The sequence below is a fragment of the Tenggerimyces flavus genome (assembly GCF_016907715.1).
GTDB lineage: Bacteria > Actinomycetota > Actinomycetes > Propionibacteriales > Actinopolymorphaceae > Tenggerimyces > Tenggerimyces flavus.
This window is the reverse complement of the sequence record NZ_JAFBCM010000001.1, coordinates 2,510,077-2,534,784: the sequence shown is the minus strand read 5'-3', so window position 1 is coordinate 2,534,784 and position 24,708 is coordinate 2,510,077. Positions and strand designations below refer to the sequence as shown.

General features: G+C 69.1%; 28 protein-coding genes and 1 tRNA gene. 10 read left to right on the top strand and 19 right to left on the bottom strand.

Annotation, left to right across the window (positions count from 1 at the left end; genetic code table 11):
- Positions 1 to 20 precede the first annotated feature (20 nt).
- Positions 21 to 1,184, bottom strand: coding sequence for a cytochrome P450 (locus JOD67_RS11820; RefSeq protein WP_205117489.1), 1,164 nt, complete (start codon positions 1,182 to 1,184; stop codon positions 21 to 23).
- Between the two features lie 109 nt (positions 1,185 to 1,293).
- Here JOD67_RS11820 and JOD67_RS11815 point away from each other — a divergent pair, with 109 nt between their 5' ends.
- Positions 1,294 to 1,866, top strand: a complete 573-nt coding sequence (locus JOD67_RS11815; RefSeq protein ID WP_205117488.1) for a TetR/AcrR family transcriptional regulator — start codon at positions 1,294 to 1,296, stop codon at positions 1,864 to 1,866.
- On the opposite strand, the gene JOD67_RS11810 is transcribed toward JOD67_RS11815, so the two are convergent.
- The 5 genes from JOD67_RS11810 to JOD67_RS11790 form a co-directional block, all read right to left on the bottom strand.
- Positions 1,849 to 2,064: a hypothetical protein gene (locus JOD67_RS11810; RefSeq protein ID WP_205117487.1), complete on the bottom strand. Its 216-nt coding sequence runs from the start codon at positions 2,062 to 2,064 to the stop codon at positions 1,849 to 1,851. The genes JOD67_RS11815 and JOD67_RS11810 overlap by 18 nt on opposite strands.
- Positions 2,065 to 2,077: 13 nt before the next feature.
- Positions 2,078 to 2,896, bottom strand: coding sequence for a hypothetical protein (locus JOD67_RS11805; protein WP_205117486.1), 819 nt, complete (start codon positions 2,894 to 2,896; stop codon positions 2,078 to 2,080).
- Between the two features lie 198 nt (positions 2,897 to 3,094).
- Positions 3,095 to 3,170, bottom strand: a tRNA-Leu gene (locus JOD67_RS11800).
- A 23-nt stretch (positions 3,171 to 3,193) separates the two neighbouring features.
- Positions 3,194 to 4,459: a class I SAM-dependent methyltransferase gene (locus JOD67_RS11795; RefSeq protein ID WP_205117485.1), complete on the bottom strand. Its 1,266-nt coding sequence runs from the start codon at positions 4,457 to 4,459 to the stop codon at positions 3,194 to 3,196.
- 142 nt (positions 4,460 to 4,601) lie between these two features.
- On the bottom strand, positions 4,602 to 5,975 hold the full coding sequence (locus JOD67_RS11790; RefSeq protein WP_205117484.1) for an NAD(P)/FAD-dependent oxidoreductase: 1,374 nt from the start codon (positions 5,973 to 5,975) through the stop codon (positions 4,602 to 4,604).
- 143 nt (positions 5,976 to 6,118) lie between these two features.
- Here JOD67_RS11790 and JOD67_RS11785 point away from each other — a divergent pair, with 143 nt between their 5' ends.
- Genes JOD67_RS11785 through JOD67_RS11775 form a run of 3 tightly spaced genes read left to right on the top strand, consistent with a single transcriptional unit; the run spans position 6,119 to position 7,931 of the window.
- Complete coding sequence (locus JOD67_RS11785; protein ID WP_205117483.1) at positions 6,119 to 6,799, top strand: hypothetical protein; 681 nt, start codon at positions 6,119 to 6,121, stop codon at positions 6,797 to 6,799.
- Between the two features lie 10 nt (positions 6,800 to 6,809).
- The gene (locus tag JOD67_RS11780) at positions 6,810 to 7,466 is read left to right on the top strand and encodes a hypothetical protein (protein WP_205117482.1); all 657 of its coding nucleotides are present in this window, start codon (positions 6,810 to 6,812) and stop codon (positions 7,464 to 7,466) included.
- A gap of 36 nt (positions 7,467 to 7,502) precedes the next feature.
- Positions 7,503 to 7,931, top strand: coding sequence for a DUF1801 domain-containing protein (locus JOD67_RS11775; RefSeq protein ID WP_205117481.1), 429 nt, complete (start codon positions 7,503 to 7,505; stop codon positions 7,929 to 7,931).
- On the opposite strand, the gene JOD67_RS11770 is transcribed toward JOD67_RS11775, so the two are convergent.
- Positions 7,928 to 8,761: a uracil-DNA glycosylase gene (locus tag JOD67_RS11770; RefSeq protein ID WP_205122956.1), complete on the bottom strand. Its 834-nt coding sequence runs from the start codon at positions 8,759 to 8,761 to the stop codon at positions 7,928 to 7,930. The genes JOD67_RS11775 and JOD67_RS11770 overlap by 4 nt on opposite strands.
- A gap of 180 nt (positions 8,762 to 8,941) precedes the next feature.
- Between JOD67_RS11770 and JOD67_RS11765 the strand changes: the two genes are divergently transcribed.
- From JOD67_RS11765 to JOD67_RS11750, 4 genes are read left to right on the top strand one after another with little or no spacing between them, the layout of a single operon-like run.
- Complete coding sequence (locus tag JOD67_RS11765) at positions 8,942 to 9,706, top strand: sugar isomerase domain-containing protein (RefSeq protein WP_205117480.1); 765 nt, start codon at positions 8,942 to 8,944, stop codon at positions 9,704 to 9,706.
- On the top strand, positions 9,703 to 11,364 hold the full coding sequence (locus JOD67_RS11760; RefSeq protein ID WP_205117479.1) for a glycoside hydrolase family 84 protein: 1,662 nt from the start codon (positions 9,703 to 9,705) through the stop codon (positions 11,362 to 11,364). Before JOD67_RS11765 ends, JOD67_RS11760 begins: the two co-directional genes overlap by 4 nt.
- A gap of 35 nt (positions 11,365 to 11,399) precedes the next feature.
- Complete coding sequence (locus JOD67_RS11755) at positions 11,400 to 12,026, top strand: lysoplasmalogenase family protein (RefSeq protein WP_205117478.1); 627 nt, start codon at positions 11,400 to 11,402, stop codon at positions 12,024 to 12,026.
- A 35-nt stretch (positions 12,027 to 12,061) separates the two neighbouring features.
- Complete coding sequence (locus JOD67_RS11750) at positions 12,062 to 12,532, top strand: hemerythrin domain-containing protein (protein ID WP_239553811.1); 471 nt, start codon at positions 12,062 to 12,064, stop codon at positions 12,530 to 12,532.
- On the opposite strand, the gene JOD67_RS11745 is transcribed toward JOD67_RS11750, so the two are convergent.
- The 8 genes from JOD67_RS11745 to JOD67_RS11710 all read right to left on the bottom strand — a co-directional run bounded on the left by JOD67_RS11745 (position 12,529) and on the right by JOD67_RS11710 (position 19,742).
- The gene (locus JOD67_RS11745; RefSeq protein WP_205117477.1) at positions 12,529 to 13,635 is read right to left on the bottom strand and encodes a hypothetical protein; all 1,107 of its coding nucleotides are present in this window, start codon (positions 13,633 to 13,635) and stop codon (positions 12,529 to 12,531) included. The two genes, JOD67_RS11750 and JOD67_RS11745, sit on opposite strands and share 4 nt — an antisense overlap.
- 104 nt (positions 13,636 to 13,739) lie before the next feature.
- Entirely contained in the window at positions 13,740 to 14,408 is a 669-nt protein-coding gene (locus JOD67_RS11740; protein WP_372442325.1) for an N-acetylmannosamine-6-phosphate 2-epimerase, read from the bottom strand.
- A 6-nt stretch (positions 14,409 to 14,414) separates the two neighbouring features.
- The gene (locus JOD67_RS11735; RefSeq protein WP_205117475.1) at positions 14,415 to 15,242 is read right to left on the bottom strand and encodes a carbohydrate ABC transporter permease; all 828 of its coding nucleotides are present in this window, start codon (positions 15,240 to 15,242) and stop codon (positions 14,415 to 14,417) included.
- Positions 15,239 to 16,171 carry a carbohydrate ABC transporter permease gene (locus tag JOD67_RS11730; protein WP_205117474.1) on the bottom strand — a complete coding sequence of 311 codons (933 nt, stop codon included), beginning with the start codon at positions 16,169 to 16,171 and terminating at the stop codon, positions 15,239 to 15,241. Before JOD67_RS11730 ends, JOD67_RS11735 begins: the two co-directional genes overlap by 4 nt.
- 6 nt (positions 16,172 to 16,177) lie before the next feature.
- Positions 16,178 to 17,476 carry an ABC transporter substrate-binding protein gene (locus tag JOD67_RS11725; protein ID WP_205117473.1) on the bottom strand — a complete coding sequence of 433 codons (1,299 nt, stop codon included), beginning with the start codon at positions 17,474 to 17,476 and terminating at the stop codon, positions 16,178 to 16,180.
- Between the two features lie 27 nt (positions 17,477 to 17,503).
- Complete coding sequence (locus tag JOD67_RS11720; protein ID WP_205117472.1) at positions 17,504 to 18,256, bottom strand: GntR family transcriptional regulator; 753 nt, start codon at positions 18,254 to 18,256, stop codon at positions 17,504 to 17,506.
- A 162-nt stretch (positions 18,257 to 18,418) separates the two neighbouring features.
- Complete coding sequence (locus JOD67_RS11715) at positions 18,419 to 18,562, bottom strand: hypothetical protein (RefSeq protein WP_205117471.1); 144 nt, start codon at positions 18,560 to 18,562, stop codon at positions 18,419 to 18,421.
- Positions 18,563 to 18,923: 361 nt separating this feature from the next.
- Positions 18,924 to 19,742: a M55 family metallopeptidase gene (locus JOD67_RS11710; protein WP_205117470.1), complete on the bottom strand. Its 819-nt coding sequence runs from the start codon at positions 19,740 to 19,742 to the stop codon at positions 18,924 to 18,926.
- Between the two features lie 67 nt (positions 19,743 to 19,809).
- On the opposite strand from JOD67_RS11710, the gene JOD67_RS11705 reads away from it, so the two are divergent.
- Together JOD67_RS11705 and JOD67_RS11700 are read left to right on the top strand one after the other, a co-directional pair.
- Positions 19,810 to 20,319, top strand: coding sequence for a sigma-70 family RNA polymerase sigma factor (locus tag JOD67_RS11705; RefSeq protein WP_205117469.1), 510 nt, complete (start codon positions 19,810 to 19,812; stop codon positions 20,317 to 20,319).
- Positions 20,316 to 21,185, top strand: coding sequence for a hypothetical protein (locus JOD67_RS11700; RefSeq protein ID WP_205117468.1), 870 nt, complete (start codon positions 20,316 to 20,318; stop codon positions 21,183 to 21,185). Before JOD67_RS11705 ends, JOD67_RS11700 begins: the two co-directional genes overlap by 4 nt.
- A gap of 167 nt (positions 21,186 to 21,352) precedes the next feature.
- On the opposite strand, the gene JOD67_RS11695 is transcribed toward JOD67_RS11700, so the two are convergent.
- Genes JOD67_RS11695 through eno form a run of 4 tightly spaced genes read right to left on the bottom strand, consistent with a single transcriptional unit; the run spans position 21,353 to position 24,689 of the window.
- Positions 21,353 to 22,264 carry a Ppx/GppA phosphatase family protein gene (locus tag JOD67_RS11695; RefSeq protein ID WP_205117467.1) on the bottom strand — a complete coding sequence of 304 codons (912 nt, stop codon included), beginning with the start codon at positions 22,262 to 22,264 and terminating at the stop codon, positions 21,353 to 21,355.
- Positions 22,261 to 22,758 (bottom strand): DUF501 domain-containing protein, encoded by a 498-nt coding sequence (locus JOD67_RS11690; protein ID WP_205117466.1) that lies wholly within the window; start codon positions 22,756 to 22,758, stop codon positions 22,261 to 22,263. Before JOD67_RS11690 ends, JOD67_RS11695 begins: the two co-directional genes overlap by 4 nt.
- Complete coding sequence (locus tag JOD67_RS11685; protein ID WP_205117465.1) at positions 22,755 to 23,390, bottom strand: FtsB family cell division protein; 636 nt, start codon at positions 23,388 to 23,390, stop codon at positions 22,755 to 22,757. Before JOD67_RS11685 ends, JOD67_RS11690 begins: the two co-directional genes overlap by 4 nt.
- A 6-nt stretch (positions 23,391 to 23,396) precedes the next feature.
- Complete coding sequence (gene eno / locus JOD67_RS11680) at positions 23,397 to 24,689, bottom strand: phosphopyruvate hydratase (RefSeq protein WP_205117464.1); 1,293 nt, start codon at positions 24,687 to 24,689, stop codon at positions 23,397 to 23,399.
- Positions 24,690 to 24,708: the final 19 nt, after the last annotated feature.

Below are 24,708 nucleotides of genomic sequence, written 5' to 3'. Positions count from 1 at the left end.
TCCCTCCTACGACGACTCGTTCACCACTCTAGGGGAAGCTCGGCGACGCCGAAAACGAAGGAGAACGCGCGGTACTTCACGTTCTCCACCGGGATCCCCAACCGCAGCGTGGGGAACCGTTCGAACAGTGCCGGGAACGCCAGCCGCATCTCCATCCGCGCCAGTGGCGCGCCGAGGCAGTGGTGCAGGCCGTGGCCGAACGCGAGATGCGCCGCGATCTTGCGCGACACGTCGAACTCGTCCGCGCGCGGGTCGAGCACAGGGTCGCGGTTGGCGGCGGGAACCGAGCAGACGACGACGTCGCCGGCGGAGATCTGCTGGCCGCCGAGCTCGACGTCGGTCCTGGCGAGGCGCGGGATCACCGTACGGACGATCGACAGGTAGCGGAGCATCTCCTCCACGGCCTGGTCGATGTTGCGGGGATCCCTTGCGAAGGCGAGTTGTTCGGGATTCTGCAACAGCAGAAGGGTTCCGAGGCCCAGCATATTCGACGTCGTCTCGTGCCCGGCGAGCAGCAGGAGGTCGGCGAGACCGGACAGCTCGCGGTCGGTGATGGCGTCGCCGTGCTCGCGGATGAGCATGCCGATCATGTCCTCGCCGGGGTCCCGCCGCTGCTCGGCGACGAGGTTGGCCATGTACTCCAGGCCTTCCGCCTCGACCTCCATGCGGTAGTCGAGCGGGAGCGACAGGTCGAGCCGGATGTTGCTCCGGCGTTGGAAGTCGGCGCGGTCCGCGTACGGGACGCCGAGTAGCTCGCAGATGACCAGCGACGGGATGGGCAGCGCGAACGCCTCGACCAGGTCGGCGGGCGGGCCGGTCTGCTCCATCTTGTCCAAGTGCTCGGCGATGATCGCGTTGATGCGCGGCTCGAGGCGTCGCAGTCTGCGGACCGTGAACTCGCCGGTGAGGAGCTTGCGCAGCGAGGTGTGGTCGGGCGGGTCGTAGCCGAGCAGGAAGCCCGAGCCGTCGCCGCCGGTCTCCGAGGGCTCCCAGCGGTTGCTGAAGTTCTCGACGTCGCTCAGCACGTGGCGGACGTCGTCGTACCTCGTGACCAGCCAGCCGGTGCCGCCGTTCAGCATCTCCGCGGGTGAGACGGGTTGCTCCTCGCGGAGCTTGGCGAGCTCGGGGATGGGTTCGTAGCCGTCTCGGCGGAGGTGGACGGGGAGCGTCGGAGTCTCGGTCATCAGCCAGGGGTTCCTTCCTGGGTGGGGCTAACCGAGACCGGACTCTCGTTTAGCCGTCCTGGCACGGTAACACAAGTGAGAGCCAACTACCGTTTGCTACCTTGTGAACGTGAACACCCCCGTCCGCCCTCTTCGCGCCGACGCCGCGCGCAACGCCGAGCGCCTGATGTGCGAAGCGCGGCTGGCCTTCGCCGAACCGGATGGTGCGGACGTACCCCTGGAAGACATCGCCCGCCGGGCAGGCGTCGGGGTGGCGACGTTGTATCGGCGGTTCGCCTCGAAGGACGAGCTGATCCGTTCGATCCTCGAAGCGCGGTATGCCGAGCTGGTGGAGCCCGTCCTGGCGCGCGCGGTCGCCGACGACGACCCCTGGAACGCGATGGTCTCCGCCTTGGAGGCAGCGTTGGTGCTGACGGAGGAGGAGCACGGCACGATCAAGGCAGCCCGCGACCCCGGAACGGTCATCGGCGCGCTGGCGAACCGCTTCTTCGACGAACTGGCTCAACTGATGCGCCAAGCCCAGTCCCGCGGCCTCGTACGGGCCGACCTCCAGCCGGACGACATCCCGGTCCTGGTGGTGATGCTGATGAACACCATGCACGTCACACCCCCCAACGGCTGGCGCCGCTACTTCGCCCTCCTCCTCGACAGCCTCCGCCCCTCGTCAAACCCCCTGCCCTGACGCCTCGCTCGGGAGCAACGGTTCGAGCTCCGGGATGGTGACCCCGGTACGCCTCTTCGCCCGCGCGTACAGGCTCGCCAACTCGCCGGCCAGCTCCCGATCGGACGGCGGCTCCTGCCGGATCACCTCGAAGCCGTAGTCGCGTGGGTCGATCTCGCCTTCGAGTTCTCCAGGCTGAAACCGCTCGATCCGAAGCATCGGTTCGCAGTCCTCACTGTCCGGTCATGATCTTCGACAACCCGGCCACCAGGACGTTCAGCCGTCGCCGGCAGTTCAGGGCTGTGGTGAGGTCGAACAGCTGGGGCGAGGCACTGGAGAAGCTGATCGTCGCGCAACCGATCGCCTCACCGGATCGGACGTCCTGCACGACGTGCGCGATGACCTGCCCGTAGGAGTTGGCCAGCTTCCTGGCGTCCTCCCACCTCAGGTTCCGCGTGATCGACGGATGGCTGGTGGCCCACATCGCATCGTCCCGCAGGGCTGCCTGGTACTCGTTCCGCGAGATGTCCAGCGTGACGAACTCCGAACGGTCGTTCTTCATCACGCACACGCCCACGAGGCCCACGCCCTTCCTGAACCTCACCCCACTCGGAGCGGGCGGCGACGTCAGACTGACGGCGACCAGCCGTTGGAGCTGCGGACGGATGGTGAACTTCGCCAGGCCGGCGAACGGTCGCTTCTTGATCATGTCTTTCAGATAGATCCGCACCTGGGACGGCAGGATCTTGCGGTACCACAGCGGAACCTCCCAGACGTGAATGCAGAGACCGAGGAGGTCGTCGGTGACTCGCCTCTTCATGCAGAGGTCGATCAGCGTCTCCTCGACAATTGTTCGGACCTGCTCGATGCGATCGTTCTTCGGTGCTTGAAGCCAACGCTGAACACCGTTGACGCGCTGAATCGCCACCGCGAGCACCAGAACCGTCGATGCGACGACCCCCGTTGTTCCTGCCGACTGAATAGTCCCGTTGATGGTGATGAACGCCGCCCAGACCACGATCGCCGCTGCCGATAGAACGACCAGCTTCACCTGCCTCACCTCTCGCTGCCCCAAGGAACGCCAGACGGGATGAGTCCAAGTCTCCGTGGCGGCAAGCCGAATCGGCGTGGATCCGACCGCGAGATTGGCTGGTTAGGGGATCAGTTGGGTCTCCCTACGAACGCGGGACAGCCGCGCCGTTCGCACCGAAGCCGACCAAAGGTCGCGCGAGCAGGGGAGGCCGCCTCGTGCCCCCGGTGGGATTCGAACCCACAGCTGGCACCCATTTTAAGTGGGCCGCCTCGACCAGTTGGGCTACGGGGGCGCGGTGCTCAGCGTACTGAAGGGCTAGAGGATCCAGTCGCGACGAGTCAACGGAACCTCGCTGCGGCCGTCGGCGTGGGGGCAGACCGCCAACACCTGGTGGACCGAGATGCGGGCTGCTTCGAACGCCAACGCTGACGCTGCCATGTAGAGGTGCCAGGCACGCACGCGCCCCGGTGAGGTGCGGGAGGCGCAGGCGGACCAGTGCTCCTCGAGGTTCGAGACCCACGCCCGCAAGGTACGGGCGTAGTGCTCGCGCAGCGACTCGACGTCGCGCACCTCGAAGGACGCGTCCTCCAGGGCGGAGATGATCGTTCCCAACGGCACCAGCTCGCCCTCGGGCGCCGCGTAGGCGTCGACGAAGGAACGCACCGGCGCGCTCGACTCGCCCGAGCGCGCGATCTGGTGGTTCAGCAACCGCCCGCCACCGCGCAGCAACGCGAACATCGACGACGCGTACGAACCCAGATGCTCCGCCCCCACGTGCTCGGTCAGACCCAGCGAAGCGATCGCGTCGTACGGACCGTCGTCGACCTCCCGCCAGTCAGCGAGCCGAATCTCCAACCGGTCAGCGAGATCAGCCTCGGCGATCCGCTTCCGCGCCAGCTCGGCCTGCTCCGCCGACACCGTGATCCCCACCCCGCGAACGCCGTACTCAGAAGCCGCGTGCAACAGCAGCGACCCCCACCCACAGCCCACGTCCAGCAGCCGCATTCCCGCCGTCAACCCCAGCTTGCGGCACACCAGATCCAGCTTCGCCCGCTGCGCAGCCTCCAGATCGAGAGCAGGATCAGCAAAGTACGCAGAGGAAAAGACCAGAGAAGGCCCAAGCACGTAAGAGTAAAACTCGTTCCCCACGTCGTAGTGGTGACTGATCACCGCCCGGTCCCGCCCCACCGGCAGCGGCCGCACCGACTCCTCCGGCGGCGGCTTCGGCGCCGGCCCGACCGCACCCAACAACACAGCCGTACGCAAGAGCTCCCGACGATCGGCAGCAGTCAGATCGGGCCGCCGGCCGATGAAGCGCCCAAAAGGCGCCAGCCGCTTCAAAGCAGAGAGCAGGTCGCCCTCGACGTCGACCTCGCCCGCCACGTACGCGCGAGCGAGGCCCAGCTCGTCGGGCCGCCAGAGCATCCGGCGCAACGCGCGCCGCGAGTGCACCAGCACCACGGGCGCGTCGGCGGGCCCGGCCTCCGACCCGTCCCAGGCGCGGATCCGGAACGGCGCCTCACGGCCGAACAGCCGCAGCAGTACGTCGTGCAGCCGTTCGGCCACATCGGAACCGGCCACCGTTCCCCCTTCGCAAAATAAGGATCCCCTCCGGCCGCCGCGCCAGACCAGGAGCGCGGTGAACATCCGAAAACGGCCTGGCGATGCAGACAGAAGACTCGCGGGTCTCCCTAAGAATGCCCGTCAAAGGGCACTCAAGAGGTTATCGCCGCGAGCCGACCTTCCGGGGCGCGGGCACCTCAGCCTTCGCGGAGAACGGCGTCGCCGTACGCCGGAACTCGTCCCGCGGGTGCTGCAGATCACCCAGCGACACGACCTCGCGCCGGAAGAACAAGGCCAGCGTCCAGTCGAGCGCGATCCGAATCTTGCGGTTCAGCGTCGGCATCTGCAGCAGGTGGTACGACCGGTGCAGGAACCAGGCCGGCCAGCCCTTGATCTTGATGCCGACCAGCTGCGCCGCGCCCTTGTGCAGGCCGAGCGAGGCCAGCGACCCGAGGTGCTTCCACCGGTAGTCGCGGAGCTCGCCGCCGCGGAGCGAGGCGGTGATGTTCGTCCCCAGCAGCTTGGCCTGCCGCAACGAGTGCTGCGCCGACGGCGAGGTCAAAGCCCCGGGCGCGCCGGTCACGTCCGGCACCGCCGCGGCGTCGCCGGCGGCCCACGCGTCGTCCAGACCCTCGATGCGCAGGTCGGTCCGCGTACGGACCCGGCCCTTCTCATCGAGCGGCAGGTCGGTCTTCGCGAGCACCGGGTTGGCCTTCACCCCAGCGGTCCACACGATCGTGTCGGAGTCGAACGTCGTGCCGTCCGACAGCACCACGTGCCCGTCGACGCACGACTCCAGCCGCGTCTCGAGCTTCACGTCGATGTGCGCCTCGCGCAGCCGGTCGACGGTGTAGCGGCCGAGATCCTCACCCACCTCCGGCAGGATCCGGTTCGACGCCTCGACGAGAACCCAGCGCATCTCCTCGGGCTTGATGTCCTCGTAGTACCGCGACACCGCGTACCAAGCCATGTCCTGCAGCTCGGCGAGCGCCTCGACGCCCGCGTACCCGCCGCCGACGAACACGAAGTTCAGCGCCCGGCGCCGCACCTCTTCGTCATCGGTGGACGCGGCGAGGTCGAGCCGGTCGAGTACGTGGTTGCGCAACGCGATGGCCTCTTCGACCTGCTTGAAGCCGATGCCCTGCTCGGCGAGACCCGGAATCGGAAGCGTCCGAGCCACCGAGCCGAGAGCGCTCACCAGCACGTCGTACTTCAGGTCGTACGCCTCACCGGCGCGCGGCTCGATCCGCGCGGTTTTGCTTGCGTGGTTGATGGAAAGCACGCGACCGGTGATCACGTCCGTCTTCGGCAGCACCCGGCGCAGCGGCACGACGACGTGTCGCGGCTCGACACTTCCGGCGGCCGCCTCGGGGAGGAATGGTTGGTACGTCATGTAGGACCGCGGGTCGACCACGGTGATCTTGACCTCGCCCCGCTTGAGCTCGCTTCGCAGGGACTTCTGGAGCCGGAGCGCGGTATACATCCCGACGTACCCGCCACCGGCGATGAGGACGTGGCGTGTGTTCACGTCCATTCACCTCCTCGGTCGGCTTCACCCTATCGTGCTCGTGAAACCGTTCACAATGTCATAGCGCTCACACTGGCCCGGGTATTCCGACACGCGTGGACGGTGTCCGGCTTGTCCCATCATGTCGAACCACCCCTATCCTTCGCGTCGTGGAAGGCATCGTTTTCGCGATCATCTTTCTGGTCATCATCGTCGTCGGCATCGGTCTGGTGATAGCGATTCCGCTTGGCCTGATCGCGCGCCGGCGGGAACGAGCCCGTACGTCGGCGATCGCGTCGTGGGCCGGGTCGCTGGGCTTCACCGCGTACCCGCCGGGCACCCCGGTCCGGTGGACCGAGCGATTGCCGGGACACCGCGCGACCGGGGTGAGGATGCTCTTCGCTGGTCAGCGCGGTGGGCGGACGGTCGGGGTGGCGGAGTACGAGTACCACGAGACCACGACGCAGATGATCAACAACCAGCCGCAGACAATCACCTCGACCAAGCGGTACCTGGTCTGCGTGGCCGACGTGGGCGCCGAGTACCCGCCGATCGAGGTCGTGGAACGGTCCGGTGGCTCGAAGCTGTGGCGGTGGCTGACCGGACCCGCGGACACCGAGATCGGAGTGGCGGACTTCGACGCGCGTTACCGGGTCTCGACAGAGTCGCCCGAGGTGGCGCGACAGCTGGTCGGGCCGGCTCTGGTGGCCGCGCACGTCGAGGGATCCGTACCGCCGTGGAGTCTGTACGGGTCCGACCTGCTCGCGTACTGGCCGGGGCGCTTCGACGCCAAGACCGCGCTGCCGTGCCTGGACGCGGTGGTCCGGGTGGCAGAGCTGCTTGGGAAGTAGGGTCACGCCGATGGAAATCGTCCTGGTCGGTGGCGTCGTCCTGATCCTGATCGTGGTGGGCCTCGTTCTGGCGATCATGGTCCCGCTGCTCAACCGCGCGCGGCGGCGGGAGGAGCTCTGGGCCTCGACCGTCGCGTCCTGGGCCTCGGCGCAGGGCTTCACCGCGTACCCGGAGGGGACGCCGGTGCGGTGGACCGAGCGGCTGCCGGGCACTCGTGCGGTGGGGGTGCGCTTCCTCTTCGCCGGCCAGCGTGCTGGGCGGACGGTCGGGTTGGCGGAGTACGAGTACCACGTGACGACGCAGTCGGGGACGAGCACGCACCGCTTCCTGGTCTGCGTGGTGTCCGTCGAGGGCACGTATCCGCCGATCGAGGTGGTCGAACGTTCTGGCGGCTCCCAGCTGTGGCGGTGGCTGACCGGGCCGGCGGACACCGAGATCGGCGTGGCCGAGTTCGACGAGCGCTACCGGATCGCGACGGAGTCGCCCGAGGTCGCGCGGCAGCTGGTCGGGCCGGCTCTGGTGGCGGCGCACGTGGCGGGTTCCGTACCGCCGTGGAGCCTCTACGGGTCGGACCTGCTCGCATACTGGCCCGGCCGGCTCGACCCCGCGACCGCGCTGCCGTCCTTGGACGCGGTGCTGCAGGTGGCGGAGCTGTTGGGGAAGTAGCCCACGGGTGTCGGTGCGGCGGGTCATGATGGCGGCATGCATGGACAGTCGGAGGCGAAGACGCACGACGAGTACATCGCGGCGCTCGACGAGCCGCGGCGGAGTGAGATCAGGGCGCTGCACGAGCTGGTGCTGCGGACGGTGCCCGAGCTGGAACCGACGATGATGGGCGGCGCGCTCGGCTACGGGCCGTTCCACTATAAGTACGCCTCCGGCCGCGAGGGCGACGCGACGCTGGTGGGGATCGCGAACAACAAGCAGTACATCTCGCTGTACGTGATCGCGGCGAACGAGGACGAGGGCTACATCGCCGGCTCGTACCAGTCGAAGTTGCCGAAGGCGTCCATCGGCAAGGGCTGCGTACGCATCAAGCGCCTGTCCGACGTCGACCTCGACGTCGTCGCCGACCTCCTCCGCCACGCGGCCCAGGTCGGCCCAGCCGTCCGCGGCGGCAAGGCCACTTAGCCGACGAGCTCGCGCGCTCGGGTGAAGATGGCGTCGAGCATGTCGGCGGTGAGGCGGCCGGTGAAGGTGTTCTGTTGGCTGGGGTGGTACGAGCCCAGCAGGACTGCCGAGGATGACTCGGACCGCAGCTCGGTCTCGGCGGCGTGGCCGAACTTGGGCTTGGGCCGCGGGATCGCATAGCCGGCGGCTCGGAAGGCGCGCAGTGCGGCGTCCCAGCCGTACGAGCCCAGGGCCACGATGCAGCGGACGGACGGGGCGACCAGCGAGACCTCGCGGGTAAGCCAGGGGAAGCAGGTGTCGCGTTCGGACGGCAGCGGCTTGTTGTCCGGCGGCGCGCACCGGATTGCCGCGACCATGCGGGCGTTGAGCAGCGCCTGGCCGTCGCCCGCGTGGGTGCTCGTCGACTGGGCCGCGAAGCCGGCCCGGTGCAGGGCCGCGAAGAGCCAGTCGCCGGAGCGGTCGCCGGTGAAGATCCGCCCCGTACGGTTCCCGCCGTGGGCCGCCGGCGCGAGGCCGACCAACAGCAGCCCAGGAGTGGGCGAGCCCCAGCCGGCGATCGGGCGGCCCCAGTACGGCTCGTTCTCGAACGAACGGCGCCGGGCCACCGCCACCGCCTCCCGCCAGGTCACCAGCCGCGGGCAGGCGCTGCAGACCGACTGACGCGCCACCAGCTCGGGCAGCGAGGCGGACGCGGCCAACGACTCGACGGCCGCGGCGGAGTCAGCCACCGGCGTCGACAAGGGAGCAGGATCGTCCGGCCAGCCCGTCCCCGGCGGCACCGGAGAGGGGAACAGCACGCCGGTCAGCGGATGTGGCAACACGCCGCCGATTGTGCCCGAAGAGGAACAGGACTAGACCAGTGCGCCCTCCCCGGCGAGAATCGACCCTGGTCACGACACCCCAGGACACCCGACGCACCGCCGAATGGTCTCCTCGAGGTCGCCCGTGACCTGGTCACCACCAGGCCACCGGCCCTAGCGTCGAAGTGTTCCAGCATCAAGGAGGCGTCGTTGTCCCACCCGTCGGTGAACCTCACCGCTGCAGCCGAGCAGGCGCAACGCGTCGTCAGCCAGGTCATCGCGACCCAGACCGGCAACATCAGGCAGGCCGCCGAGCTGATCGCCAACGCCCTGGCGAACGACGGCATCATCCAGGCGTTCGGCACCGGCCACTCCCGCGCCATCGCGCTCGAGCTCGCCGGGCGCGCCGGCGGACTCGTTCCCGCGCACCAGCTCTGGGTCAAGGACCTGGTGATGTACGGCAAATCCGAGCCGGAAGAGATCCTCGACCCGCTCGTCGAACGCGATCCCGACCTCGCTCGCCGCATCCTCGACCTCGCCGACATCCACCCCGCCGACGTCTTCGTGATCGCCAGCCAGTCCGGCGGCAACGGCTCCATCGTCGAGATGGCCATCCTCGCCAAGGAACGCGGCCACCAGGTCGTCGCGATCACCTCGCACGAGCACAGCAGCAACATCACCTCGCGGCACGAGTCCGGCAAGAAGCTGTACGAGCTCGCCGACATCGTCATCGACAACTGCGGCCCGTACGGCGACGCCACCCTCCCACTGCCGACCGGCGGAGCGACCGCGCCCACCTCGACGATCTCCAGCGCGCTGATCGTGCAGATGCTGGTCTCGGAGATCTGCGGCATCCTGCTCCAAGCCGGCGAGACTCCGCCGGTCATGGTCTCCATGAACACCCCGGAAGGCGACCGGCACAACGCCGCCCTGGTCGACCGGTACGGCGACCGCATCCGGCTGGGAGAGCCTTGAGCCGTATCTGCCCGACACCTCAAGAGGTCGTCGAATCGGCAACCAGCACGCCGATTCCGAGCGTCGTCGCCGTCATCAACGGCCCGGACACCGACCCCGCCGCGCGGCGCGTCCTCGAGGCAACGCTGCGCGGCGCCGGCGCCGAGGTCCGGCACGTCCGCGCCCGCGACGTGGTGCCGAACGAGCACCTGCTCGTCTACCTCGGCGGCCCCGCGGAGAACCCCACCACCGCGCGCATTCTCCAACGCCTGAACGTCAAAGGACCCGAGGACCTCCCCGCCGAGGGGTACGTGCTCGCGAGCGGCCGAGCCGGCGACCGGAGCGTCGTGACCCTCGCCGGCGCCGACCCGACGGGTACGTACTACGCCGCCCACACGTTCCGCCAGCTCCTCGACGGCACCGATCGCCTGCCCAGCATCGCCATCAGGGACTGGCCGCGGCTGTCCGTACGCGGAGCGATCGAGGGCTTCTACGGCAGCCCGTGGTCCGACGAGGATCGCGCGGACCAGCTCGCGTTCTACGGCGCGCACAAGCTGAACACCTACCAGTACTCGCCGAAGGACGACCCGTACCTGCGCGAACGGTGGCGCGACCCGTACCCCGACACCGAGCTCGCCCAGCTCGCCTCGCTCGTCGCACAGGCTCGGGACCACCACGTCACGTTTACGTACGCGCTCTCCCCCGGCCTCTCGGTCTGCTACTCCAGCAACGACGACCTCGCTGCTCTGGTGGCGAAGTTCGAACAGCTGTACGCGATCGGCGTGCGCTCGTTCAACGTTCCGCTCGACGACATCAGCTACACCGACTGGAACTGTGCCGCGGACGAGGAACGCTTCGGCACGGGAGGCGGCGCCGCCGGCACGGCCCAGGCGTACCTGCTCAACCGCGTCGTCGAGGCGTTCGTCGCACAGCACGACGACGTCTCGCCGTTACAGCTCTTCGGGCATCGGATCATGCTCTGGGACAACTACCCGGTCAACGACTACCAACGCGGCCGGCTCGCGCTCGCCCCGTACACCGGTCGTCAACCCCGCCTTGCGGACCAGCTCGTCGGCGTCGTCGCCAACCCGATGAACCAGGCCGCCGCCAGCAAGCTGGGCCTCTACTCCGTGGCGGACTACGCCTGGAACCCGGAACGCTTCGACCCGCAGCAGTCCTGGCAGGACTCGCTCGACGAGTACGCGAAGGGCGACGAGAACGTCTCCACGGCGCTGCGGATGTTCTGCGACACCCAGCACTGGCTGGAGACGATCACCGGTGTCGACGCTCCCGAGCTGGCCGCCGCGATCGAGGCGTTCTGGCCAGCCTGGTTGGCGAAAGACGACGCGGCGATCACGACGTTCGAACGCCACGTCGTCGCGTTCGCCGCGGCACCGGACGTGCTGAAGGGTGGGCTGGAGCCGGCGTTCGCCACCGAGACGCGGCCCTGGCTCACGACGATGACGGTCTGGGGCGAGGCGATGGCGACCTGCCTGGACCTGCTCCGCGCGCATCGCGAGAGCGATGCTCAGGCCGTTCGGACCCTGACGACTCGGCTCGACACGTTGGTCTCGCGGGCGAGGTCCGAGGTGGACCCGAACGACCCGAGCGTGCCGGTGAAGGTCGCCGACGGGGTGGCCGACCGCTTCGTGCGGGACGTGCTCACTGCCGTTCGCTAGAGGCGGTTAGCGGCCAACTGGTGCATAGTGCTTCGGTGACTACGCACACGGGGACCGAGCGCAGCGTGGCGCCGGTGTTGCTGACGGGGTTCTTCCTCCTCGCGATCGCCCATCTCGGGCTGATGCTGGCCGACGTCGAGCCGTGGACGTCGATCACCAAACCGCTTCCGGCGTTGACACTTCTGGCGTACGCGCTGGCTACTCGGCGCGGCGGGCTGCTCGCGCTGGCGCTGCTGTTGTGTGCCGCGGCGGACGTCGTGCTCGATCTCGACGGCCTGTTCGTCGTTGGCGTCGTGATGTTCGGGCTGGCGCATCTGTGTTTCATCGTGCTCCTGGTCCTGCGCCGGGCGCGGCTCCGGGTGCCGATCGTGCTGGCCTACCTGGTGGTCTGGGTCCTGGGGCTCTGGTGGCTGTGGTCGGACCTCGGTGAGTTGCGATTCCAGTTGGCGGGGTACAGCCTGCTGGTGGTCGCGATGGCGATCGTGGCCGCGGGGTTGAACCGGCGTACGGGCCTGGGCGGTGCGTTGTTCGTCGTGTCGGACACGCTGATCGCCGTCGGTCTGGCGGGGCGGGAAGTCGTTCCGCAGCAGGGGGTGCTGGTGATGGTGACGTACTTCGCGGCGCTCTACTTCCTCGCGACGGGAGTTCGTCGGCGCACTTGACGGCCGGCCCGGCGAGGTGATGTCATGCGTTCGCCTTGAATGACATCTCCGCTGCGAACGACCGGCTCACGGCGTTCGGCAATCAGCTCATCGCCGTCCATGACTGGCTCCGCGACACGATCACGCACCTGCGCGAGAACGTGGACTCGCCCGCCGTCGACCTACGAACCCACTGCCTGGCGTTCTGCCACGCGATCACCCGCCACCACACCGGCGAGGACTCCGACGCGTTCACCTTGCTGCGCGAGCAGTTCCCGACGCTGAGTCCTGTCCTCGACACGCTGAGCCGCGACCACGGGCAGATCGAACACCTGCTGCAGCGCCTCCAGCACCTCCTCGACACCGGCGACCGCGTGGCCATCGGCCGCGAGCTGGATGGCATCGCGGTACTGCTCGAGTCGCACTTCTTCTACGAGGAGAAGAAGATCATCACGGCGCTGAACTCGCTCCACGTGCCCGAGTGGGAACGGGAACGACCCGCCTTCCTCGAGCGGGGAGACGACTAGCGGAGCCGCTCGGCAGCCTCGATCGCGAGTTCGGCACCGCCCGGTGCCACCGGCGTCATGTTCACCTCGTAGGTCGGCGTCGCGTACGCCGCTCGCGTCGGCAGGTACCCCAGGTACCCGCCGGTGTAGCCGACCAGCACCGACTTCGGCGGCAGCAGGTCGGCGAGGTCGAGGTACGGTTCGCCGCCCAGCCCGACCAGCGTGAAGTCGCCGATCCGCAGCACCGACACGGCGAGCCGGGGGGACGGAGAACGCCGGCCGACACCGAGCTCGGCACCCTGCAACGCGGTCTCCGCCTCCCGGACGGCGAACGGGTCGCCGCTCGCCCGGGCCGCGACGAGCCGGGCTCGATGAGCCTCGATCGTCGAGGTGTCCGGCGCATCGGTACGCGCCGGCATGGGCAGGTCGGGAGAAACGGCTCCGTCGAGCGCTCCGGCGACCTCGAAACCGTTCGTCGCGAGCAGGTTGACCAGCTGGCTCGCCGCCAGCTCACCAAGCCAGGAAAGCTCCTCGGGCGTCTGCGCACGCCGGTGTAAGCGCGTCGACACGTCGCCTGCCGCCCCGGTCGCGACCATCACCCACGTACGCGCACCCAACTGCTCGCCCAGAGAACGACGCACAGCCCCCGCCAGATCAGCGCTCACCACGCAGGAGTCGGCACCCAACACGGTCGGATGAACGGGCAGCACCGCCACCGCCCCGGACAGACCAGCAGGCCCACGCACAGCGAGAACGTCGACCGGCACCCACGACCGAGGAGCGGGCCCACTCCGCTGCGCGCCCACGCCGTCCAACCGACCGCGATGCCAGGTCAGCGACGCCGAGGCCTCCTCCGCCACCGCCCGCCGCACCGCGAGAACGGCCGCCGGCACCAGCAGCGAGACCAGCCACGCAGGCGTCTCTTCACCAAGGGCACCAACACGCGTCTCCGGCCCGGAGTGCGTATGCGTCGCGCTCACCCAGACCAGCTCAGCGGCAGTAGACGGCACAGCAGCCACGACAGCATCGGTGATCGAGGCAACCAGGTCGACGTTCACCGCCACCACGTCCAGCACCAACCACACCAGCCGCCGCGAGCCCGACGACACTGTGAAGGCGTGCACCTCAAGACCGTCAAGCACGCCTTGACTACCACCAAGACGGGCCGCGTACCCGCCCATCAAGGAGCCGTCCGGGATCGAGAACGGGTGCACGCCGTGCCCGCACCTCACCGCATCGCCTCCACCATCCACCGCGTGATCGCCAACGGGTTCGTGATCGCCGTACCCACGACGACCGCGTGCGCACCGGCGTCGAGAGCGGCCCGGACGTCCGCAGCGGTCCGATACCGCCCCTCCGCGACGACCTCGCAGTCCAGCTTCGCCGCCAGGTCTGCGACCAGTCGGATGTCCGGGTCTGTCGGCACCGACCCGTTCGTGTAGCCGGACAACGTCGTCGCCACCGCGTCAGCGCCAGCGTCCCGCGCCACGAGCGCCGACTCGACGCTGTCCACGTCCGCCAGAACGGGAACGCCCAGCTCAGCATGGATCCACTCGATCTGCGTCGCCAACGTGTGCCCGTTCGGACGAGGCCGCAGCGTCCCGTCCAAGGCGACGACGTCGGCGCCCGCTCGTACGACGTCGGCGGCCGACTCCACCGTCGGCGTGATGAAAACGCCAGACGGGTCGCCCACCTTGTAGATGCCGATGATCGGCACGGACACCTCGGCGCGGATCGCCGCGACATCCACCGGTCCATTGGCGCGGATCCCGGACGCCCCGCCGTCAACGGCGGCTTTCGCCATCAGCGACATCGGCTCCGGACCATGCAGCGGATTGCCCGGTCGCGCCTGACACGACACGATCAACGCACCCGCCGCGTACGGCAGTCTTGACACCACAGCTCACCTCATTCCCGCAGTCATGGTCACTCCCTCGACAAACCTTCGCTGTAGCGAGAGAAACAGCAACAAAGTCGGCAGCAGAGCCAGCAGCGCCGCTGCCATCATCATCGGCACTCCCGCACTGCCGAGGTTGTTCGCCTGCATCGCGGCCAGGCCGACGGGCAGGGTGCGGTGGGCGTCGTCGGCGCCCACCAGCAGGGGCCACAGGTGGCTGTCCCAGTTCGTCATGAAGATGAACAGCGCCAACGCGGCGATCGGCGCGCGGACGACCGGCGCGACGATCGACACGAGCGTACGAAGCTCGCCCGCACCGTCCAGCCGAGCCGCCTCGAGCAGCTCGTCCGGCACCGAGTCGATCGACTGCCGCATCAGGAAGATGCCGAACGCGCTCGTGCCGGCTGGGATGATCAGGCCCGCGAACGAGTTCACCCAACCCAGCTGGAAGACCAGGGCGTACAATGGCACGTAGATGATCTCGACCGGCACCATCAACGTGGCCAGGATGATCACGAAGACCGCGTTCCGGCCGCGGTAGCCGAACTTGGAGAAGCTGTACCCAGCCGCCGTGCACGTCACCACGTTCAGCACGGTGACACTGACGCCCACCACGACGCTGTTCAGGTAGTAGCGCGCGAACGGCGTCTCGGTGAACGGCAGCGCGAAGTTGGACCATTCGAACGTACTCGGCAACCACGACAGCGGAACGGCGAGCACCTCGCTCGCTGGCTTGAGCGCCGACAGCGTCGCGTACACCAACACAGACACGAAGATCAGCCCGCCCAGCGTGGTGAGCGAGACGCGCAGGACGCGGCCGAGCGTGGCGCTCACCGGTCTCGCCTCCGGAACGCGCGGAGCTGGATGAGCGTGAGCAGGAGCAACGCCCCGAACATCAGGACGGCGACCGCGGACGCGCGTCCCATGCGCGCGTTCTCGAACGCGGTCTTGTACACGAACAGGTTGATCACCTCGGTCTCGAACGAGCCGCCCGTCAGTACGACTTGCGGGCTGAACGCCTGAAACCCCCGGATCACCGCCATCACAGCACACACCGCGGTCACGGGTCGCAGCAACGGCAGGGTCAGATGCCAGAATCTGCGGAAGCTGCCGGCGCCGTCGAGCGACGCGGCCTCGTGCAGGTCGGGCGAGATGGCCTGCAGCCCGGCGAGGAACAGGATCAGGAAGAAGCCCATCTCCTTCCAGACGCTCATGATCACCAGGCCCCAGCGCGCGGTCGAGGAGCTGGTCAGCCAGTTCACGTCGATCGACAGCGCCTGGTTGAGCAGGCCGTCCGGGTGCAGCACGACGCGCCAGATCACCGAGACGGCGACCCAGCTCATCGCGACCGGGACGAAGTACAGCAGCCGCACCAGGCCCATGCCGCGGGTCTTGGTGTGCAGCGCCTGGGCGAGGACGAGCGCGAGGATCAGGGCGGGACCGTACGTACCGAGCACGTAGAAGCCGGTCTGGCCGAGCGCCTCGTGGAAGCGCGAATCCGTTGCCAGGAAGGCGAAGTTGGCCAGCCCGACGAACTCGGGATCCGAGGTCAGGTTGTAGTCGAAGACGCTCAGGTAGAACACCCGCAGCATCGGGTAGACCGCGAACGCCGCGAACAGGACGACGGCGGGAACGGCGAGCAGCGCGCCGATCACGTCGCGCGAGAGCCCGATCCCGCGCCGCCTCCGCCGCCCACGGCGTCCGGGGTCCGCGGGATCGACCTCCGCGGACCGCTCGGACGTCCTGTTGCTGAGAATCGCCATCGTCGGCTAGCTGTCCAGGCTGCGCTGGATCTGGTCGGCCGCCTTCTTCGCCGCCTCCTCGGGGGCGACTCCGTTGAATACGGCGTCGTTGACCATCTCGGTCACGGCGTCCTGGATCTCGGCGTAGTGCGGAACGACGGTGTCGAACGCGCCGTTCGCGTACGCGCCCGCCCAGACGTCCAACGCGGGCAGCTCTTTCGCGGCCGCGCTGGTCTCCCAGCCCTTGACGGGTTGGATGAAGTCGACGTCGGCGATCCAACGCTCGTGGTTGTCGGCCATGAACGAGATGAACTTCCACGCCTCGGGCTGCTGCTTGCTGGCGACGTTTACGGCCCAGTAGTACGCGTACCAGCGGTTGACCGGCTTGGCCGGATCGACCTGCGGCAGCGGGACGACCTGGAGCTCCTTGTACGTGTCGGGGTTGCTCTGCCGGATCTGTTCCATCGACCAGGGATAGACGACGGCCATCGACTGGCGGCCGGTCGCGAGGTCGGAGAACGGCGACGTCGCGTCTCTCGACGAGGCGTTCGGGTCGTGCACCTTGTCCGGTCCGGTGGCGAGTTTCGCCCAGATCTGCAGGGCTTTCACGGCCTCGGGCGAGGTGACGGCTTCCTTCAGCGTCTTCGGATCGGCGATCTCGCCGCCGGTCTGGTTGAGCAAAGTCTGCAGCTGCTGGGTGTACCAGCCGGAGTGCAGGTAGTTGAAGCTGAACGCCTGCTCGTGTCCGGCGGCGACGAGCTTCTTGCCGTACGTCGTGACGTCGTCCCAAGTGGCCGGCGGCTTCGCGGGATCGAGCCCGGCGTCCTTGAAGTGCTTGGTGTTGATGACGAACGCGGTGGCGTTGAACTCGCTGGGAACGCCGTACAGCTGGCCGTCCGCGGAGGCGCCGTCGAGCGTACCTTCGTTGTATTTGGCGCGAATCTCGTCGACCGACTTGGCGCCGAAGCCCTCGGGGTCGATCGGGGCGAGCAGCTTCTTCGGCAGGTACTCGCCGCGCAGCGCGCTGTCGTCCATGTTGATGATGTCCGGGCCGCTGCCGTTCGACAGCGAGGTCAGCATCTTCGTTCCGAACTGGTCGTTCGGGATCGTCTCGTATTGGACTTTCACGTTGGTGTGTTGCTTCTCGTACTCCGCGACGAGCTTCTTGTTGAGCTCGACCATCGGCGGGTGCGTGTGCGACCAGAACGTCAAGGTGACCTTGCCATCGGCCGTGCCCGCTCCGTTGTTGCCGCAGGCGGCGAGGGCGGAAACCACTGCCAGCAAGGCGATTGAGCCCACGAGGTGGCGACGTGTGAGGGTTGACATGACTGACTCCGTTGCGAGGGAGGGACTTTACCCCGTGGGCCCCATGCCGACGTTGGGGCGGACGACCTGTCGTGGAGGTCGGAGCTCGGCGGTGAGGGTGTAGCGGTCACCGCGATAGACGGCACTGCCGGTTTCGAAGACGCGCCCGCGGCCATCGAGGACTGTCGTTCGAAACACCAAGCAGGGTTGAGTGACCGGGATGCCGAGCCATTCGGCGGTCCGGGTGTCGGGCATCGCTGGCTCGAGCCGTGACGTGCCGGTGGCGACCTCGACGCCGTAGCGGACGGCGAGGAGCTCGTACCAGGAGTTGTTGAGGTCCTCCGGCTGCAGACCGGGGACGTAGGCGTCGGGGAGGCTGGTGCGTTCGACCACCATCGGCACGTCGTCGGCCGTTCGGAGGCGGATGAACGCGAGGACCATGTCCCCGACCGGGATGCGAAGCCGGCGTGCCAGGCCGCGGTCCGCGCGGTGCCGGCGGAACTCCAGCGTCGTGCTGCCCGGCGTGAGTCCACGCCGGCGCATGTCGTCGGAGAACGAGGTCATCACCAGCCGCCGGACGACCTTGGGGCGGCAGGTGAACGTACCGCTGCCTTGTCTGCGGATGAGCAGCTCTTCGGCGACGAGCTCGTCCATGGCTCTGCGGAGGGTCATCCGAGAGACCTGCCATTTGGCGGCGAGCTCGCGTTCGGACGGCAACAGGGCGCCCTCGGGGAGGTTGTCGACGAGGCTGAGCAGCCGTGCTCGGATCTCTCCAACCTTGCCGGGGGGCGAGCTCTGCATAGCCGACACTCCTTCCCTACTCCGCCGCTGCCTCTCTACTTGACGCCAGATCGCGGGCTGGCGCTATCCCCTGACGGATCGAATGTAGACCACCCGTCCGCTGGCTGGCCTGGGCCTTTGCGGCTGACCAGGGCCGTTGGGGGCGCGTTGCGGACCACTGGTCTACTGCTCCTGCGGCACGGCCCGGGTCGCGCGGTACTCCAGGACGGCGAACGCGGCGCAGATGACGGCGGCCGCTCCCAGGGCTGCGACGGCCGGTGCCTGAAGGCTCTGTACGACGAACAGGACGATGACGATCGCGTTCACGGCTAGGCCGTGTCTCTTAAGTAGCGTCGGTCATCGCGCGCGGCGCGATGGCGCGCGGCCCCAAGGAAATTCACAGAGCGCGCCCGGCTGGGCGTGGTGCAGGAGGAATTCATCGTTTGTCCTTGGGTGACGACGTGCACCGCGGCCAGGCGGGATTGCGAGAGGTGTGGCGACGTCTCGAGTGAGCTGAGAGGGAAGGCACTCCGTAGGTGAAGCGTCGTGGTCGCCTTACCCGGCCAGTCGCCGCTCTACCTGGCGTCCACCCCACGTAAAGGGGCAAATGATCATGTAAACATGATCATTTGCCCTGGGGCGGGGCGCGGCGGACCGGTCGAACCCACCGCCGGACGAAAGATCGAGGCTAGCTGCTCCCGAGGACGGAGACGAGCTGGACCAGGCGGTACGCGGTCGGGAAGTCGGCAGCCTGGTAACGGAGGGTGCAGCCGTCCAGGCGCTCCATGCCCGGGATGAGCAGGGCTAGCTCGGTCATGCCGGGGCTGAGGACGTCGATCTCCAGCTGGACCTGGTCGCCGAAGCGGGGTGGGCGGACGGCGGCGCGGTCGCGGAGGGCGTCGGGGACGCCGGCCTCGATACGGGCGCACGCCTCCTCGGGGTGCAGCGACTCGGCTGCACGGGCGCCGAGGGCGCGCTTGACCACGACGGCGTGGATGCCGGGGACGATCCCGCCGGCCTCGGCCGCGACCGTGTCGTCGCCCGCGACGAGGACGGGGACGGCCTGGTGATGTGCGGCCAGCGCGGCGTTCAGGCCGATCTCGCCCAGCGAGGTGCCGTTGCACCGCACGTCGGCGAACACCCCGCCGTTCACCGTGTGGGCGAGAACGGACTGCGCCGAGCCGGCCTTGCCGTGGTAGCCGACGAACACGACCGCGTCCACGCCCGACTCGATGCCGGCGAGCATGCCCCACTGCTTGGGCTTGCCGCGCAGCAGCCGGGCACGCCGGTCGAGCCGCTCAGGGAGGAGGTTGCGGAACCGCGCGTGCGCGTCGCTCACCAACACCTCGGCCGACCCCGCGTGTGCGAAGACGCCCCGCACCGCGGCGTTGGCCTCAGCCGTCATCAGCTCCCGGTTGCGCTCGTACTCACTCTCCCCCGGCCGCACATCCACGCCGTCGACGACACCGGCGATGCCCTCCATGTCCACCGAGACCAGTACGCGCATGGGCCGACTCTGCCAGGAAGCGGACAGACCGTGTGCAACTTCCAGCCCGGTCGCGCATCTATCTAGCGTGGAGCTACTGACGAAGGCGGGTCCCGAGGTGGACACGGCACGCGGGGAGTTCGGGGAGCTGTTCTACGGGCACGCGGCGCGGATGGTGCGGCTGGCCGCGCTGCTCGGAGCCGACGACCCGGAGAACGTGGCGCAGGAGGCGTTCGTTCGGCTCTACCAGGCGTGGGACCGGGCGCGCGACCCGGTGAGCTACGTCCAGCGGACCGTGGTCAACCTGGTCCGTGGCCGACACCGGCATCTGCATGTCGTGCGGCGCAAACAGCCCCCGCCCGAGCCGCCGGCAGCCTCGGCGGAGGAAGCCGTGGTCATCAGGGACGAGCACCGCGAGCTGCTCCGCGCCGTCGACCGGCTGCCGGTACGGCGGCGCGAGGCGCTCGTCCTCCGCTACTGGATGGACCTCTCCGACGCCGAGGCCGGCGCCGTGATGGGCGTCTCGCCCACCACCGTCAAGTCGCACGTCTCACGGGCTCTCCGGGAGCTCGCCGACAGCTTGGAGAAGCAGTCATGAACAGGCTCGAAGACAGGGTGCGCGAAGCACTCGACGACCAGGCGTCGACCCGGCGCGTGGACCTCGACGCGCTGTGGCGGGCGACCGAGCCGCAGCTACGGAGGCGGAGTACGGCACGGCCCGTTCTCCTCGGCCTCGCGGCGGCCAGCGTCGCGGTGGCCGGAGCGTTCGGCGTCCACGCGCTCACCCGGCCCGCGCCGACGATCACGCCGGCTGCCACGCCCTCGCTCCCCGCGCCGGCGCCGACCGATGTCCATCCCTCGCCGAACCCGTCGCTGGAGCTTTGGCCGGACGCCAGAGGCCGCCTCACGACGCGGGAGGCCGAGGAGGTCTTCCGGGCCGCACGGCGAATCGACGACCTCGGCGACGGCCAGTTCGTCCCGATCGACGTCGTCGCGGGAACCGACGGCAGCCGCTGGGCGCTCGGCGCGTACCGGGTCGCGGCGGACGCGCCGCGGAACGTGTCCGGCAAGCCGATGCTCTGCTACCACACGCTGTGGCTGAGCGGCGGGCCGGAGAACCCCGGCGAGGGCGCCGGCTGCTCGGGCACGACGCTCCCGCAACCGGACGACCCCGGCAACGCCACGTTGACGTCGACGCACGCGCTCAACCTCCCCGTCGACGGCGACGGCGACCACGTCGAGACCGGCCAAGAGTTCTACGCCGGCCGCGCCGCCACCACCGTCCACCGCGTCGTCGGGATCGACGCGAAGGGCAAGAGGTACGAGGGCGTCGTCGCGGGCTGGACGCTGGACTGGGAGCTGCGGCAGTACTTCATCGTCACCAAGACCGAGGTGACGTTGACGAAGGTCGAGGCCTACGACGAGGACGGCAGGCTGCTGACGACCGTCCCCTCACCCCACTAGGGCGTGTCTCTCAAAGAGCGTCGGCAAAGCGCGCGAGCGCGCGGCGCCCCGCGCCCGGCTGGGCGTGGTGCAGGAGGAACTCATATTGGTTATATGGGTGACGAGCTGGACCGCGGCCAGGCGGGATGTGGGGTGTCGCGCGCCCGGCGATATTTGAGAGACATGCCCTAAGCAAGTGACCAGGCGATGCCGTCGAGGATGTCGTGCTCACTCACGACGACCTCGGCGGCCTTCGCCCGTTGCACGATGCAGTCCAGGATCAGCGCACCCGCGCCGATCACGTCGACGCGACCGGGATGCATGAACGGCAGCGCGGCACGTTGCTCGTGCGACAGGTGCAGCAACCGCTCGGTGACGGTGTGCACGTCCGCCGCGGAGATGCGCGCGTGGTGGATGCGTTCCGGCTCGTACGCGGGGAGGTCCAGCACCATCGCGGCCACAGTCGTCACCGTTCCGGCGAGGCCGACGAACGTCTTCGCCTGCTCGAGCGGCACCGCCGCGGCGGCGAGGTCGAGCTGCCGCTCCACCTCGGCCAGCGCCGCGAAGACACCCTCCATCGTGGGCGGCGAGGTGTTCAGGTGGCGCTCGGTGAGCCGTACGCACCCCAGGTCCACCGAGATCGAGGCTTCCGGCGAAGCACCGCCGAGCACGAACTCCGTCGACCCACCGCCGATGTCGACGACGAGGTACGGTCCGCCCTCGGTGAGCTCGCGCGTGGAACCGGCGAACGAGAGCGCCGCCTCCTCCGCGCCCGTCACGACTTCCGGCTCGACCCCGAGGAGCGAACGCACGCCGTCCACGAACTCCGCTCGGTTCGACGCGTCCCGGGTCGCCGAGGTGGCGACGAAGCGCACGCGCTCCGCACCGAGCTCGGCGATGCGCGCGGCGTACACCTCACAGGCGGCGAACGTCCGTTCCAATGCCTCCGGCGCCAGCTGCCCGGTCCGGTCCACGTCCTGCCCGAGCCGCACGATCTCCAACCGCCGATCGAGATCCACCAGCGTCCCAGCAGCAGCGGAGACCTCGGCCACCAGCAGCCGGATCGAGTTCGTCCCACAGTCGATCGCCGCGACCCTCATCCGGGCTCCTCACCCACACAGGGCCCCTCGGCCCACCAATCCGGCAGCAACTCCAGCGCCTCGTCGCCGAGCGGGTTGACGCCCTGCCCAGCCGCCAAGGCGTGGCCGACCAGCGCGTGCAGGCATTTCACCCGGTCCGGCATGCCGCCCGCCGAGACGCCGGCGATCTCCGGCACCGACGAGATCGCCTCGCGGTGCGCGAGGTACGCCTCGTGCGCCTTGCGGTACGCGGCGGCCAGCTCGGGGTCGGACTCGAGCCGCGACGTCCACTCGCGCATCAGCCCGCTCGCCTCCAGCCGCCCGATCTCGGCGGCGGCGCGCGGGCAGGTCAGGTAGAACGTGGTCGGGAACGGCGTACCGTCCGGCAATCGCGGCAGCGTCTCGACGACGTCCGGCAGGCCGCAGCCGCAGCGGTGCGCGACCGCTCGTACGCCACGCGCCGGCCGGCCGAGCTGCGCGCTGACCGCGTCGAGGTCGGAGGGGGAAACCGTCACTGGCCGGGCGTGACTTCGGGGTCGATCGTCGCCGCCGGTTTGGGCTTCTTCGGCTCCGCCGACGGGACCGGTGGGTTGCCGGCGTTCTCCACGCTGCCCCACAAGGTCGACCACCAGGGCCGCGCCGCGTTGCCCTTCGCCGACGACTTCTCGGTCGGGGGCTTGGCGGTCTCGCCCGCGGTCTCGTCGACGACCTTGTAGCCGGTCTCGCCGGGCAGCACCCAGCCGAACCGTTCGCGCGCCTGGGCCTCGATGTACGCCGGATCGTTCCAGCGGTTCAGCTCGTCCTCGAGCTCGCCGACGCGTTCGGTACGGTCCGCCTGCTCGGCCTTCAGCTCGGCGATCTGCGAGCGCTGCTCGGCCCACGCGCGCAGCGACGAGGCGTACGAGACGACCAGCGCCGCCAGCACGAGCGCGAGGATCGCGGCCCGGCCGGTGAGGCTGGACCGCCTCGCCGCGGCGGAGGGCCCCGACGGACCGGCCGGCGGCGGGCCGGCCGGGGCGTCGGTGGGGACGGTGCGGCGCGTACGTTCCGGGCCCGACCGCGCGCCACGCCCCGGCGAACCCGGGGACGTGCCTGCCCGCGTCCTGCCACGAGCGGCGGGACGCGGGCTGCGACGGGGACCCGGCATGGGGGCTCAGGCTCCGCCGGTGAAGCGCGGGAACGCCGAACGTCCGGCGTACCGTGCGGCGTCGTCCAGCTCCTCCTCGATGCGGAGCAGCTGGTTGTACTTCGCGACGCGCTCGCTGCGGGCCGGGGCACCGGACTTGATCTGGCCGGCGTTCGTCGCGACGACGAGGTCGGCGATCGTGGTGTCCTCGGTCTCGCCCGAGCGGTGACTGATCATGCAGGTCATCGCGGACTTGTGCGCGAGCTCGACGGCGTCCAGCGTCTCGGTCAGCGTACCGATCTGGTTGACCTTGATCAGGATCGAGTTCGCCGCGGACTCCTTGATGCCACGGGCCAGGCGCTCGGGGTTGGTGACGAACAGGTCGTCGCCGACGATCTGCACCCGGCTGCCGATCGCGCCGGTCATCGCGGTCCAGCCGGCCCAGTCGTCCTCGGCCAGCGGGTCCTCGAAGGAGACGATCGGGTACGCGTCGAGCAGCTCGCCATACAGCGTCGCCATCTCCTCCGACGACTTCGGCGCGCCCTCGAAGATGTACGCGTTCTTGTCGGCGTCGTAGAACTCCGTCGCCGCCGCGTCCAGCGCGACCGCGATGTCCGGTCCCCAGCGGAAGCCGGCGTTCTCGACGGCGGTCTTGATCAGCTCCAGCGCGTCCCGGTTCGACGGCAAGTCCGGCGCGAAGCCGCCCTCGTCGCCGAGTCCGGTCGACAGGCCGCGGCTCTTCAGCAGCGACTTGAGCGCGTGGTACGTCTCGGCGCCCCAACGCAGTGCCTCGGAGAACGTGGCAGCACCGATCGGGGCGATCATGAACTCCTGGAAGTCCACGTTGTTGTCGGCGTGCGCGCCGCCGTTGATGATGTTGAACATCGGCACCGGGAGCCGGTGCGCGTTCGGTCCGCCGATGTAGCGGAAGAGCGGCAGGTTGGCCGACTCGGCGGCGGCGCGGGCGACGGCGAGCGAGACGCCGAGGAGCGCGTTCGCGCCGAGCTGCGCCTTGTTCGGGGTGCCGTCCAGGTCGATCAGCTTCTGGTCGACGAGCCGCTGCTCGCTGGCCTCGTACCCGACGAGCTCGGGCCCGATCGTGTCGAGAACGGCGTCCACGGCGGTCTGCACGCCCTTGCCGCCGTACCGCTTGTCGTCGCCGTCCCGGAGCTCGACGGCCTCGAACTGTCCGGTGCTCGCGCCCGACGGAACGGCCGCGCGCTCGATGGTGCCGTCGTCGAGGGCGACCTCGACCTCGACGGTGGGATTGCCGCGCGAGTCCAGGATCTCCCGCGCGCCGACGGCCTCGATGGTGGCCACGTACCCTCCCTGACTATCT